10 protein-coding genes are annotated in these 14147 nt (G+C 62.9%); 3 read left to right on the top strand and 7 right to left on the bottom strand.

The window, feature by feature from the left end; all coding sequences use genetic code 11:
- Positions 1-78 precede the first annotated feature (78 nt).
- Genes JWZ97_RS03130 through JWZ97_RS03120 form a run of 3 tightly spaced genes read left to right on the top strand, consistent with a single transcriptional unit; the run spans position 79 to position 4908 of the window.
- Complete coding sequence (locus JWZ97_RS03130; RefSeq protein ID WP_205433329.1) at positions 79-2079, top strand: DUF3300 domain-containing protein; 2001 nt, start codon at positions 79-81, stop codon at positions 2077-2079.
- Positions 2003-3166, top strand: a complete 1164-nt coding sequence (locus JWZ97_RS03125; protein WP_205433328.1) for a DUF2950 domain-containing protein — start codon at positions 2003-2005, stop codon at positions 3164-3166. The genes JWZ97_RS03130 and JWZ97_RS03125 overlap by 77 nt, the downstream gene beginning before the upstream one ends.
- Before the next feature lie 53 nt (positions 3167-3219).
- Positions 3220-4908 carry a SulP family inorganic anion transporter gene (locus JWZ97_RS03120; RefSeq protein WP_205433327.1) on the top strand — a complete coding sequence of 563 codons (1689 nt, stop codon included), beginning with the start codon at positions 3220-3222 and terminating at the stop codon, positions 4906-4908.
- 66 nt (positions 4909-4974) lie between these two features.
- On the opposite strand, the gene JWZ97_RS03115 is transcribed toward JWZ97_RS03120, so the two are convergent.
- From JWZ97_RS03115 to JWZ97_RS03085, 7 genes are all read right to left on the bottom strand, one after another.
- Entirely contained in the window at positions 4975-6072 is a 1098-nt protein-coding gene (locus tag JWZ97_RS03115; RefSeq protein WP_205433326.1) for a hypothetical protein, read from the bottom strand.
- Between the two features lie 58 nt (positions 6073-6130).
- On the bottom strand, positions 6131-7459 hold the full coding sequence (locus JWZ97_RS03110; protein ID WP_205433325.1) for an HD-GYP domain-containing protein: 1329 nt from the start codon (positions 7457-7459) through the stop codon (positions 6131-6133).
- A gap of 10 nt (positions 7460-7469) precedes the next feature.
- Positions 7470-9236, bottom strand: coding sequence for an ABC transporter ATP-binding protein/permease (locus tag JWZ97_RS03105; RefSeq protein WP_205433324.1), 1767 nt, complete (start codon positions 9234-9236; stop codon positions 7470-7472).
- A 79-nt stretch (positions 9237-9315) separates the two neighbouring features.
- On the bottom strand, positions 9316-11697 hold the full coding sequence (locus JWZ97_RS03100; RefSeq protein ID WP_205433323.1) for a phosphoketolase: 2382 nt from the start codon (positions 11695-11697) through the stop codon (positions 9316-9318).
- Positions 11698-11770: 73 nt separating this feature from the next.
- Positions 11771-12457: an ion channel gene (locus tag JWZ97_RS03095; protein WP_205433322.1), complete on the bottom strand. Its 687-nt coding sequence runs from the start codon at positions 12455-12457 to the stop codon at positions 11771-11773.
- Between the two features lie 44 nt (positions 12458-12501).
- Entirely contained in the window at positions 12502-13113 is a 612-nt protein-coding gene (locus tag JWZ97_RS03090; RefSeq protein ID WP_205433321.1) for a membrane integrity-associated transporter subunit PqiC, read from the bottom strand.
- Between the two features lie 18 nt (positions 13114-13131).
- The gene (locus tag JWZ97_RS03085) at positions 13132-14130 is read right to left on the bottom strand and encodes an MlaD family protein (protein WP_205433320.1); all 999 of its coding nucleotides are present in this window, start codon (positions 14128-14130) and stop codon (positions 13132-13134) included.
- Between the last annotated feature and the right edge of the window lie 17 nt (positions 14131-14147).

Below are 14147 nucleotides of genomic sequence, written 5' to 3'. Positions count from 1 at the left end.
AGGGATGGCCTCTTGGGGTGATCGGTGAACCGAGGTCCAAAGCGTTTGCTCCCGGAAGCTCGCCCGTCTGGAGGAAATATGACCGAATCCGAATCTACCGCCTTCTGCTCCCCGCGACTTTTTTACCGCGCGATGCTGATAGCGCTGGCCCTGTCGCCGGCCGGATGCGATCGGGACGAGCAACCGGGCGGCAAAGCGCCGACGACTCAGCCGCCCAACGTCGCGGCTCCGCCCCAACCCGCCGCACCGCCCGCTCCGGTTACGACGCCGCCCGTCGCGGTGACGCCGGCCGTTCCGTCCCCTCCCCCGCCGGCGCAGCCATTGAGCGAAATCGAATCTCTGGTGGCACCCATCGCGCTCTATCCCGACCCGCTGCTGGCCGAGCTATTGGTAGCCTCGAGCTATCCCCTCGAAGTGGTACAGGCGGCCCGCTGGCTGGAAAGCAAGCCCGACCTCGCCACGCTCAATAACAAGGACTGGGACGCCAGCATCCTGCGGCTCGCCAGCGTGCCTCAGGTCATCGGGATGATGAACGATCATCTGGACTGGACGACACGGCTCGGCGACACCTTCGCGGCCCAACCGAACGAAGTCATGGATGCGATCCAAGCCCTGCGTAAGCGGGCGACGGACGCGGGATACCTGAAGGACACGCCGGAGCAGAAAGTGACCGCCACGACCGTCGCCCTGGCCCAGCCGGCCGAAGCTGCCGTGGAAGGCGGGAGCCCCCAGGTAAGGCCCGCGGTCCTGAAGAAGGAAGTCATCGCCATCGCGCCGGCCAAGCCCGATACGGTCTACGTCCCCCAGTACAACCCGGAAACCGTCTACCAGGCACCGCTGGCAGCCCCACCCGCCGCAACCGCCTCCTACGGCTATCCCGTCGCCGCCGCCCCCGGCTATTACCCGGCCTACTATCCTGCGCCCGCCACGACCACCACCACCTCGACCACCGATCCATGGCTCAGCTTCGGCGCCGGCGCCGTGGTCGGCGGACTGCTGACCTGGGGCCTCATGGAATGGGCCGACGACGATGACTGGGACGATTATCATCACGTCGGCCATTACTACGGCAACACCGTCTGTCACGACGGCAACTGCTGGCACGGCGGCGGCGGATATTATGGCGATCGCGGCGACATCAACTACAACCGGAACGTCAATATCTCCGGCAACGAGATCAATGCCGGACGGGGCGGAATCTTCAGCCAAAACAACCTGAGGCCTTCCCAGCAGCCCGCCCGATGGCAGCCCGATGCGCGCCACCGGCGCGGGCAGGCCTATCCGGAATCGGTGCAACAACGACTCGGCCGAAACGAGCAACCGGCCTTGGCGGGACAACGGCTGGGCGCCGCGCAGACGCTGCCGGCGGGCGCGAGGGGGTTCGCCGAAACCGGCGGACGACCGACAGCCGGGACCCTGCCCGCCGAACGCAGGCCCTCCAGCACCGAAATCCAGCAACGCCTCGCGCAAAGGCCGGGCACTCAGGCAGGTCTGGCGGCGCGACAGGCCCAGCCGCGTCCCGCCGCCAGCGACATACAGCGGCAACTGGGCCAGGGCGCGGGCGGCAATGCCCTGGACGGCCTGCGACAGCCCGGACAGGCCGCACGCACCGAAAGCCGCCGCGGTGCCGAGAGCCGCGGCACGGCGGCGCCCAGAGCCCAAGCGGCGACCGGGAGGGAACGCTTCCCGCGCCCGCAGTCCGCGCAGCCACGGCAGATCCCGGCGGAAAGCCGCTCCGGCAACGCGGAACGGCGCGCCGGACTGACTCAGCAAGCCGAGCGGCGTCAAGGTTACGGGGGAGGCACGGCCATGCAGCAGAGGGAACTGCAACGCCGTTCGGAGTCTGCCCGTCCCTCCGCTTTTGACGGTGCACGCGATGCCCGTGCCACGCGGGATTTCAGTCAGCGTGGTGCCTTCAGCCGGCAGCCGTCAGCGGGCGCCGGGAATCGCCCCGGTTTCGGAGGCGGCGGGCGCTTCGGCGGCTCGTCCGCAGGCGGTGGTGGTGGTGGCCGTTTCGGAGGCGGGGCGGCAGGCGGTGGCGGAGGACGATACGGCGGCGGCGGAGGGCGACGCCGATGATGAACAGCGCAATATTCGGGGCACACACGGCATGAGCAGAGAGGTCGCGGCATCGCTCCGGCGAAATGCGCTACGCGCTTCCCCCCGTTTCATACAGGAAGACAAGATCGAGGTTCCCATGATGCTGAACAAAATCAGTACCCTAGTCCTGGCGGTGTTGGTTGCCGCGCCGGTGGCGATCTCCGCCGCCCCCGAAAGTTCGGCCGCTTCCGGTAGCGAGGTCGCGGCAGCCGAGGCACAACGCTTCCGGTCTCCGGATGAGGCGGCCAATGCATTGCTGGAGGCGGCGAGTGGCGATGACCGCAATCGGCTCGTCGCGGTGTTCGGAAGCCGTTATGCAGACCTGCTATCGTCCGGCGACGAAGTGGAGGACAAGAACAATCGCGCGAACTTCGTCACCCTGGCCGGGGAAAAGATAACGGTGGAATCGATCGCCGAGAACAAGGCCGTCGTGCACGTCGGCAACACGGACTGGCCCTTTCCCGTTCCTGTGGTGAAGAATGGCGATAGCTGGGCTTTCGATGCCGAGCAGGGGCGCGAAGAGATCCTCAACCGACGCATAGGCCGCAACGAATTGAGCGCGCTGGGGGCCATACGCGGCTACGAGGAAGCCCAGTTCGATTATGCCAATGCCGACCGGGACGGTGACGGCGTATCCGAATACGCGCAAAAGATGCGCAGCGAACCGGGCAAGTTCGACGGCCTTTACTGGGAAGCGGAAGGCGGGCAGCCGCAAAGCCCGCTCGGACCGCTGGTCGCCGAGGCGAAAGCCGCCGGTTACGGCGTCAAGGCGGCCAACGATAGTCCCACGCCTTACCACGGCTACTACTACCGCATCCTGACCCAACAGGGACCCGCCGCGCCAGGCGGCAAATACAACTACATCATCAACGGCAACATGATTGCCGGCTTCGGCTTGGTGGCCTTCCCCGCCCTGTACGGTTCGTCCGGAGTCATGACTTTCATCGTCAACCACCAGGGCAAGATCTATCAGCAAGACCTGGGGCCCAAGACCGCACAACTCGCTCCAGCGATAAAGGAGTACAACCCCGATTCGACCTGGGCGCCAGTCGCCGGCGGGAATTGAGCACGGACGCGATGAGCGGGCCCTGGCGTTTTTCTCCTTAAGAGGCCGGCCCAATGAAAAACACGTTCCTACCAGCTCTGACTTGGCTGGCCCGCTATGAGCGGAAGTGGCTTAGAACCGACCTATTGGCCGGATTGACCACCGCAGCCGTCGTGATTCCCAAGGCCATGGCATATGCCACGGTCGCCGGCCTGCCGGTCCAGGTGGGCATCTATACCGCGCTTGTGCCTGTGGCGGTATACGCCTTGTTCGGCACTTCACGCCCCTTGAGCGTCAGCTCCACCGCGACCTTGGGCATACTCTGCGCGACGGCGCTCAGCAATGCCGTACCCGACGACGATCCGGGCCGCATGCTCGCCGCTTCGTCGACGCTCGCCGTCCTGGTCGGCGCGATCCTTATACTCGCGCGCATCCTGAAGCTCGGTTTCGTCGCCAACTTCATATCCGATCCCGTGTTGACGGGCTTCAAGGCCGGCATCGGACTGGTGGTCGTAGTCGACCAACTACCCAAATTATTGGGCATACACATCCACAAGGTGGGGTGGATGCGTGACGTCGGCGAATTGATTCAGCATCTGCCGGACAGCTCGGTACCAACATTGACGGTGGGACTCGCCACCCTGGCGATAATAGTGCTCCTGGAACATTTTGCCCCCCGCTGGCCCTCGCCACTCATCGTGGTGGGTGGTGGCATCGGGGCCGCGTTTTTTCTGGAATTGCCCACAATCGGCGTCGCGACGGTGGGGCACGTACCGGGCGGCCTTCCGAATCTGATCAAACCGGAATTATCCCTCTTCGAATCGCTTTGGGCGCCGGCGGTGGCGATCGCCTTGATGAGTTTCACCGAAACGATCGCCGCCGGACGCGCTTTTACCGCGCCCGGCGAATCGCGGCCCGACGCGAATCAAGAGCTCGTGGCAACCGGTCTGGCCAACATGGCGGGAGGAATTTTTGGCGCCATGCCGGGCGGGGGCGGTACGTCGCAGACCGCCGTAAACCGCAAAGCCGGCGCACTGACGCAAATGGCGGCATTTGCATCCGCCGGTGTGGCGCTGGCGACCTTGCTTTTCTTGGCCCCTGTCGTTGGGCTCATCCCCCAGGCGACGCTGGCGGCCGTGGTCATCGCCTTCTCGGTAGGCCTGATTAATTTGGAGGACTTCCGCGAGATACGCCGGTTCAGGAGCCAGGAGTTCCAGTGGGCGCTGGTCGCCTGCGTGGGCGTCGTGTTGCTGGGCACGTTGAAGGGCATCGTCGCCGCCGTCATCCTCTCGATGATCAGCCTGCTGCGCATGGCCAACAACCCTCCCGTTTACGTGATGGGGCGCAAGCGCGACAGCGACGTGTTCAGGCCGCTCTCGCCGGATAACCCCGACGACGAAACCTTCCCCGGCCTGCTGATACTGAAGACCGAAAACCGCATCTACTTCGGCAACGCGCAAAATGTCGGCGACCGTATGTGGCCCCTGGTCAAGGAGGCTAGGCCTCAGGTGCTCTTGCTGGATTGCAGCGGCATCCCCGGCATCGAATTCACCGCGTTCAAAATGTTGTGCGATGCGGAAGCCAAGCTGCGCGAAGAAGGCACGGAGCTTTGGCTCGCGGCGCTGAGCCCCGAATCATGGCAGTTGATACAGGGCTCGCCGCTCCATGAAGTCCTGGGGAACGAAAGGCTGTTCTTCACCGTGCCGCAAGCCGTCGAGCACTACCTCGCGCAGGCGGCGGTCCGGCGGGACGGCGCCCCGTGAACCATGCAGGGAGATCCTGAGCCGGTCCAGGATCCCGAAACCCGCCGCATCCGACAGATCACAGGACTACTTCGTACTCGTACCTGCTTTGAGGATCCCGCGCAGCTTTTCCAGGCGCTTCACCATCTGATCTTTCAACTGGCCGCGGCCGATATTGTGCCGGACCCCACTCGCTACACCGGCGACCTGATCGGTGGACGATCGCTGACCATAGAACACGACCGTGCCGTCTCGGTAAGGCAAGGCGCCGACGACCAGATGATCGGCATTGTAAGAGTGCCCGGCGTAGAACTGCCGCGCGACAATCACCGCGCCGGTTTCGCCAGCCTGGAGGACGCGGTGCGCCAGGATGGCCGTCGGCCGGTTTTCGACCTTGCGGTTGAGCCAATAGAACTGCTCTTCGGTACCGGCCGGCAATCCGTTGGGATAGTTCAGCCAGCCCTGGTAGAGGGCAGGAAAATAACGCGCCAGAGTCTTGCTGTTTTCCGCCGCGATCTTCAGCTCGGCTCCGGGATCGACGGTTCCGCCGTCGCGCGCATAAGGCGCGATGCCCGCCAGTCCGCCCTTGCGATAAGCCTGCCAGCGCTGCAATAGAATTTCGCGGTAGCGCTGGGACACGCCTTCGACCAGGGATTTCTTGTCGGCATTCGCGAGCTTGTCCTTGAGCGCCGCGAAGCTTTGGATTTCCTGGGCGGAAAGATTGAAGCGGTCTCCGGCTTCCGCCTCCAACAGATCGGCGGCTTCATCGCTCTGCTTGGCGGAGAAGGCAAAGCCCTTAAAGGCGGAAATATCGGCATTCGCGGGAATCACGCCGCGCGCCGTGATATCCGGGTCTATCGCCGCCAAATTGCCGCGCCGGAAGTAGTCGACGACCTTGTCCAAGGGGACGGCCAGATAGAGCGCGGTCGTCATGGCCAACTCCTTGTCGGTCGCCTCACGCGCCTCATGGGTAACGATTTCCCCCCGAGCGAGGCGGGCCGACTGCTCCGCGGGCACGCCGATGAGCCTGAGCACCTCCTCCGCTGTCGGCGCGGGCGCGGCCATCGCCACGGGAAACGACAGCAGGCCGCACAGCCCATAAAGCCGGGCCAAGCCGAGGAGGCGGGCAGGCCACCATCCTTGTCCCAATCGAAGCGTCAAACGGTTGAACGTATCAGCGTGCATAACATACCTCGCATGGTGGTTGCCCGTGGTCGGAAGTGGTCCGTGACGGGGTGAAGATTCATCGCTCGTTTTCCCTCAGGAGGGCGCCGATATCGCCCTTGAAATAGTGCTCGAGTATCAGGCCAAGCTCGTTGCGGGCGTCGTCTTCGCGATTTCCGAACGCTAGATACAACGTTCGGGCGATGGGTTCGAACAAGCGAAGCAGTTCGGGATCGAAGTGCGGGCCCGCGCCGCGCTGCAGTATCTCCATGGCGTCCTCGAAAGGCAGGGCTTGCTTGTAGGGCCGCTCCGAGGTCAGCGCGTCGAACACATCGACGATGGCGAAGATGCGGGCGGTCACCGGAATCTCCCTACCTTTCAGTCCTTGGTAATAGCCCGAACCGTCGAACTTCTCGTGATGATGGCCGACCACCTCGCCGGCGTCCCGCAGCCACTGGCTGCGATTCACGATATCCAGCCCATGCGCGACATGGGTCTTCATGATTTCGAATTCGTCCGGTTCCAGCCGTCCCGGCTTGAGCAGGATATGATCTCGCACGCCGATCTTGCCCACATCGTGAAGAAAGGCGCCCTTGATGAGGGTGCGGATGATGGCCGCGTCGAGCCCCATGGCCTCCGCCAGGCGTACGGCATAGATGGTGACCCGATAATTGTGCGCATCCGTGTCGCTGTCACGCTTGGCGATGGCGCTGCCCAGCGCCTGCAGGGTTTCGAGATTGGCGTCGAGCAGATGGATAGAGAGCAGACCCAAACGATCCAGCAATCGGCTGATCACCGGATAATGCAGGCTCGTCACCAGAACGACGATCACCATCGACCCACCGACGGCCCAGGCGATGCGCTGCCAGTAGTGCGCCACCGTCTGCGGGGAGACGACGAACAGGCTTTTGATGATCGCTGTCCGCCTGCCTGCATCGTCCGAGACGGGGACAACCACGGCATAAGCCGATTTGATCCAGCCATCGCCCTGCGGCCTGATCGTCGCTTCCTGCCCGTCGACGAAAACCGTCTCGGCGGCTGCCTGAGCGATCAGGGCGTTGATCGCGGGGTCGCTCCCATCCGCCAGATTCGCCAGTTCCCGCCCGTCGGCATCCTTGATTTGGACCCAGGCGAAGCGACCCACGGTGCTCCGGGGCAGTATTTCGCTTAACTCCTCCACAGCCCTTTGCACGACGTTCTGCCAGGAATCGTGGGTCGACAGCGCGAGATCACGAACCCGAGCGCGCAGCAGCCGGGCGCCGATCGAACTCCAGTCGGCGACGCCGGCTTCGATGTCTTTTTTTTCCAGGAAGAAAGCGATGCCGCCTGCCGTGGCAGAAAGCAGGACGGCCAAGGCCGCCAGGCGGAGAGCCAGGCTCTTGCGGAGCGAGCGGGTACGGGATTGCATAGTGGGCTCTTCAAGGCGACTGGCCGACATCGGGCGCTTGCCAGCGCCATTGCCCGTCGCATCCGAGTTCCAGCTTGGCATCGTAGCGATCGGACCGGCTTTCCGCCTCGGCAAACACGACATAGCTGATGGAGCTCTCGGTCAGTCGCCGCAGCACCGGATCCAGTTGATCATCTTCCAGCGCCGTGGCGGGGCGATCCAGGAAAGCAAACCGCGGTTGAACGAACAGCAGCCTGGCAAAAACCAAGAGTTGTTGCTCGCCGAGAGGGAGTATGTCGTCCCAGTCATGCTCGGCGTCCAGCCCCCCGAACCGGGCCGGCAGCGATTCCAGTCCCAGCGCCGACAATGCGGCGACGATACGCGCATCCGATTGCGGCAGAATTTCCTGCCCGGGAACGCCCTTCGGGCTTACGCCCGCCGGGGGCGTCCCGCCCTGCGATTCAGGCGGGAAAAACAGGTCACGGAGCGTACCCGGATGTAAATACGGCTTTTCGGTGACGAACAGTATTTTCCCGAGCCCGGGTCGTATCACCGTTCCTTCGCCCTCGTCCCAAATCCCCGCCGTCGCCCGGAACAAGGCCGTGCGACTGGTCTCGTCCTCGCCGGTCACCAGGGTTCTCAGCCCATGCGGGATGGCCAGCGTGAGATTTTCGACCAGGATGCGGCCGCTGCGCGGCGAACGCAGGGTCAGGCCGGCATAGGCAACCCGGTCGACCTCTTCGGAAATCGCGATGGGCGAAACTCGACGAGCGCCTTCCTCATCGATGACCTCGCCGAAAGAGCTCAACCGTGCGAGCACGGCCGCGAACGATGAAATCGACTGGAACTGGGTCACGATCAGCGAGAACGCGCCCAGCAAGGCGGTAAACGCCATGGCCGACTGGGTGATCACACCGAATTCGACTTCGCCGGCTATGAACAGCGGCGCCACGAACAGGGCCGGAATGATCTGGATCAGCCAGTTGTAGAAGGTGGTGAAAAAACCCACGTTGCGGTTAATGCCGATGAGCGTGCGCAGGTTTTCCGCGAGTTCGTCCAGGCGCTGCAACAGCTTGCGGGTCAGCGGTCCTTCCCGGCCCGTCAGGGCGACCGCGTCCGCGTTTTCCCGCAAATAAATCAGGGAGGAGCGGAAATTGGCTTCCTTGTCCAACTGATCGAAATTCAAGCGCATCAGGGGACGACCCAGCCGTATGGTGAAATAAGACCCCAAGGCCGCATAGATCACGGCAACCAGCAGCAACAAGGGACTGATGGACCAAAGCACGCCGGAAAAAGCCACCACCGTGAAGCTGCTGTTGATCAGCATCAGGGCAAAGGACAGCGTCGAGGTGGTGAACGCCTTGATGTCTTCCGAAATCCGCTGGTCCGGATTGCCGATATCGGGACGTTCCAGCATGTGAAAATAAAGCCGGTTCCCCGTGTAACGGTGGACCGTCCGTTGTGCCAGGAATACCCGCCACAACAAGGCCATGCGTTCCTCCGCGTAGCGTGAAATCACCGAAACCACCGTAATCGCGGCAAAAACACCGATCCAGACCAAGGCGTACTGGATGAATCCGGCCCGATCGCGCTCCGCGATGGCGGTCATGAAGTCGCGGCCGACGTAGCTGTTGACCACGTTCAGGCCATTGATGCCGAACAGGAAGGCGATAAGCAAGGCGAACAATGTCAGGGCCTTGCCACCCTCCTCGGAACGGACCAGCAGACTGACGTGGCGCTGGAAACGTTCCCAGGCTCGGCGATCGAGGCGGACATCGCTGGTGTCGTTGGCGTTCATCGGCATCGTTCCTGGACAGTGTCACGGCATAGCGGAGGCCGGTCGCGTCCGGCCCCTTCCCCTTCGGCCCTAATGGCCGTCAATATGGCCATTTCCAGTTGTCGACATCCGGCTTGTCGGTTCCGTGCTTGTAGGCATAGTGACGGCACTCTATCTGGGTTTCACGCAGCTTTTCCTTTACGTGCGCACCGGCCACCTGCAGGCGCGGCACGCGGTTGATAACGTCGATCGCCAGGCTGAAGCGGTCGATCTCGTTGTTGATCGCCAGTTCCAGCGGCGTGTTGATGTTGCCCTTTTCCTTGTAGCCACGTACGTGCAGGTTCTTGTGATTGGCGCGCCGGTAGGCCAGGCGGTGGATCAGCCAGGGATAGCCGTGGAAATTGAAGATGATGGGCTTGTCCAAGGTGAACAGGCTGTTGAAATCCTGGTGGCTCAAGCCATGCGGATGCTCGCTGTGGGGTTGCAGCCTGAACAAGTCCACGACGTTGATGAAGCGTATTTTCAGGTCGGGGAAATATTCGCGCAGCAGGGCGGTGGCGGCCAGCGCTTCCTTGGTGGGGATGTCGCCGCAACCGACCATGACCACGTCGGGCTCTGCCCCCTGGTCGTTGCTGGCCCATTCCCAAATCCCCAGTCCCTTGGTGCAGTGCTTGATGGCGGCATCCATGTCCAAATACTGCAGGTGCGTTTGTTTGTCGCAGACGATGACGTTGATGTTGTTGCGGCTGCGCAGGCAATGGTCCGCGGTGGAAAGGAGGCAGTTGACGTCCGGCGGCAGGTAGATGCGGGTCACTTCCGGATTCTTGTTGACCACCACGTCGAGGAAACCGGGATCCTGATGGGTGAAGCCGTTGTGGTCCTGACGCCAGACGGTGGAGGTGATCAGCAGATTGATGGAAGACACCGGCGCGCGCCAGGGTATCTCGTTGCAGATCGACAGCCACTTCGCGTGCTGGTTGTACATCGAGTCGATGACATGCACGAAGGCTTCGTAGGTGGCGAAGAAGCCATGCCGGCCGCTCAACACATAACCTTCGAACCAGCCTTCCAGCGTATGCTCGGACAGCATTTCCAGCACGCGGCCATCCGGCGACAGTTCGCCGCCGTCGGCATCCTCGGGGAGGTAATCGGCGAGCCAGAGTTTCTTGCTGACCTCATAGACCGCGTCGAGCTTGTTGGAGCTGTTTTCGTCCGGACCGAACACGCGGAAATTGTCGAAGTTTTTGACCATCACGTCGCGCAGCAAAGCCCCCAGCGGCTTGGTATTAAAAGCGCTGATCTGCGCCGGCACGGCGACCGGCTGGGCGTAGTCGCGGAAGTCCGGCATGCGCAGGTCGCGGCGCAGCAAGCCGCCGTTGGCATGCGGGCTGGCGCTCATGCGTTTGGCGCCCTGCGGAGCGAGCGCCTTGAGTTCGGGCACGAGACGGCCGTTGGCATCGAACAGTTCTTCCGGCTTGTAGCTGCGCAGCCAGTCTTCCAACTGCTTCAAATGCGCCGGATTCTCGTGTATGCCGGCCAGCGGCACCTGATGGGCGCGCCAGTATCCTTCAACCTTGTGGCCGTCCACCTCGTTCGGACCGGTCCAGCCCTTGGGGCTGCGCAACACGATCATGGGCCAGCGCGCGCGCGCGGCCTTGCCGCTGGCGCGGGCTTCGGCCTGTATGGCGCGGATCTCCCCCAGGCATTGGTCCAGGGTCGCGGCCATCTTCTGGTGCATTTCCAAAGGTTCCGAGCCCTCGACGAAATAAGGCGTCCAGCCATAGCCCTTGAACAGGTATTCCAATTCCTCGTGCGAGATGCGCGAGAGCAGGGTGGGATTGTTGATCTTGTAGCCGTTGAGATGCAGGATCGGCAGCACCGCGCCATCGCGGATGGGATTCAGAAATTTGTTGGAATGCCAGGCGGTGGCCAGAGGTCCGGTTTCCGATTCGCCGTCGCCCACGGCGACCGCCACCAGCAGATCCGGATTGTCGAAGGCCGCGCCGAAGGCGTGGGAGATGGAGTAACCCAGCTCGCCGCCTTCGTGGATCGATCCGGGTGTCTCCGGCGTGCAATGGCTGCCGATGCCGCCGGGGAAGGAGAACTGCTTGAAGAAACCGCGCAGCCCTTCCTCGTCCTCGCTCTTGTCCGGGTAGATTTCGGAATAAGTGCCTTCCAGATAGACCGGCGCCAATACGCCGGGCGCCCCATGGCCTGGCCCGGCCAGGAAGATGGCATCGAGATCGTGCGCCTTGATCAGGCGATTCAGGTGCGCGTACATGAAGGAAAGCCCGGGGCTGGCCCCCCAGTGGCCGAGCAATCGGTTCTTGACATGCTCCGCCTTGAGCGGTTCCCGCAACAGGGGGTTGTCCTGGAGGTAGATCATGCCGGCGGCCAGATAGTTGCAGGCGCGCCAGTAGGCATTCAGCGTACGCAACTCATCGGCATTTAGCGGGGTATCGGTCTGGGTCGCAGTGGTCATGGCTTGATTCCTCATATGGGTTGACGGATTGACGGCGGGAGAATAAGCGATCGGACACTCTGGAGGCCGGTCTTCATTCCCGGCTTCGGTGTGAAATGAATGCCCCCACCAGGCTGGCGACCATGACGGCGAGATAAAGCTGGCCGATCACAGCCTCCAGATAAGCGAATGTGCGCGCCACCGCGCCAACCGGCGCAATGTCGCCGTAACCGAGGCTGGCCAGGGTGACGAAGCTGAAATACACCAGATCGGGAAACAGTTGCCGTTCCTCCTCGGTAATGTTGCCTGAAAACGATGCCCAGCCGTACAGGTGCAACAGCCTGAATAACACGGCCCAGATCAAGCCCATCAGCAGATAGACGCAGAAGGCTCCGACCAGCGAGTTGAAATCGGCCCGGTGCCAGATGAACACGTTGCGCGCGGCGATCAGGCAACTCAGGATCGCGAATATCAGCATCAGCAGGAGCCCAACCGGCTCCAGATAGTGGGCGCCCGAGAATAGACCGGTGCCGGTGATGACGCCAACTGCCAACACCAGCGCTATCCCTAAGCGGAAAACCCGGCGCGAGGCGGACAGGCTCCACACCCCGACCAGCATGAACACGCTGAATAGCAGGGTAAACGCGTATCGCCCCAGGTAGGCCATGCCATTCGTGAGCGGAAGCACCAGCAGGGTCATCAGCAAGCCGGCGAAAAGGTACAGGAAATTGCCGCCGGCGCGGGCCGGGGAGCTTTGCCGATTCGCCGCCTCGGGCTTCATACCTTGGCCATCATGTCACGGACCCGCGCCCCCGCGGCATGCCCTCACCGGGTGGCAGGCGCGACATCGGGGAGCGCCCGGACGGCTTCGGCAATCGCCCGGCTCAGCTCGCCCAGGCAGGCGCTTTGCGCCGCGGCGATACGGGCGTAGTCGGTGGTCGAAGCCGGTTGGCGGCAGGAAAATTTCCGCTGGGCCGGCCCCCCGTCGGCTGCCGTGAGCGTCCACAGCGCGCTCAAGCGCACCTGCCCCGCCGCATCCGCGTGAAACTCCTGTATGGTCACGCCGACCTGGGCGTCCACCCTTTGCTGGGCGGGCCAGGGATGAATCACGATCCGCTCCGTGGGAGCGAGGTTGGACAGATTCTCCGCCAGCACGCGCGTGACCGTGTCGTCCAGCCGCTCCGCCCAGCGCTGGTCCTCCGCAAGCTTGTATTCCTGGTTGGAGAGCGCCGTCACGATCTGTGGACGATCCAGGTAGGCGGGAATGCGCACCTGCCTAAGGCCGACGACCGGCGCTTCGACTCCCGCCGAAATTGCGGATACGGTCTGCGTAGCTGCGACAGGCTCCAGCAGGTAGAAATGGATGGGGGCGCTGTTGCGAAAACAGCCGCCAAGTGCCATCAGCAGGGTGAACAGGAATAGGCGTCGTATGTTCATCTTTTTGGGTGTCCTGATTCAGGGCTTGCCATAGAGCAGCGAATCCGGATGGCGCTCCAGGTAATCGGTCAGGTCGCGGATCGAGCGGGCGGCATCGCGCAACTCGATCAGTGCCTGGTGCAGCGGTGCGTCGGGCCCTGCCGCCGATTCCACCGCGGTGATGGCGCCCCGGCTGTCCTCCAGGACGGCGGTGGCCTTGAGCATGGCCCGCTCGGCGGCGGTCAGGACGGGGCGAACCTCCGTGCGAAAGTCCTGCATCAGTATGCGCGTTTCCTTGACGGTGTCGTGGGTTTCTTTCAGCAAGGGTCCGGCTTGCCGGTTGAAGGACACGATCAATTTTTCCGTTTCTTCCAGCGTATTCGTCAGCGCCTTGCGCGAACGCAAGGTTTCGTCCGATTTGACGATGTCGCGGATTTCCTTGAGCGTGGCCGAAAGGTCTTTGACCATTTCTTCCAGGGGAAGCTTGCGGATCTGGTTGACCACCTCTTCCGCGGCGTTTTTCAACTCGTCGGTGGTGGTCGGAATGCTGGGCAATTCCCGGAGGCCGTGGTAATCGATGCCAACCAGCCGTGCCGGTTTGTCCGGATAAAAGTCGAGGTCCACGTACAGCAGACCGGTGAGCAGGCTCTGCATTTCCAGACGGGCCCGAAAGCCGGCGTCGATAAGTTTTTGCACGTTCCTGCGCTGCGTCTCTTCGGTGCGGGCGCCTTGAATGGGCTGACCCTGCAAGTCGATAAAGGCCGCGGGCTCAAACTCGATGACCACGGGCTTGAGTACCCGTTTATTGGCTTCATCCATCTGCAGGACGATGTCCTTCACCGTGCCGACCTGCACCCCTTGCATCTTGACCGGTGCACCCACGTTGAGGCCGTTGAGCGAAGAATCGAAATAGATCAAAAACTCCCGGCGTTCCTTAAAGAGCTCGCCACCGCCGAAAACGAGCAAGCCCGCTATGAGCAGCAGCAGGCCGCCCAGCAGGAAGGCTCCGATGGCCGTGGAGTTGACGGGCTTGCTCATGGAAGAGTGCTCCTTCT

It is taken from the genome of Methylococcus sp. EFPC2, assembly GCF_016925495.1.
In the GTDB taxonomy this organism is placed as follows: domain Bacteria; phylum Pseudomonadota; class Gammaproteobacteria; order Methylococcales; family Methylococcaceae; genus EFPC2.
The sequence above is the reverse complement of the archived record's forward strand: the minus strand, read 5'-3'. Positions and strand labels throughout refer to the sequence as shown.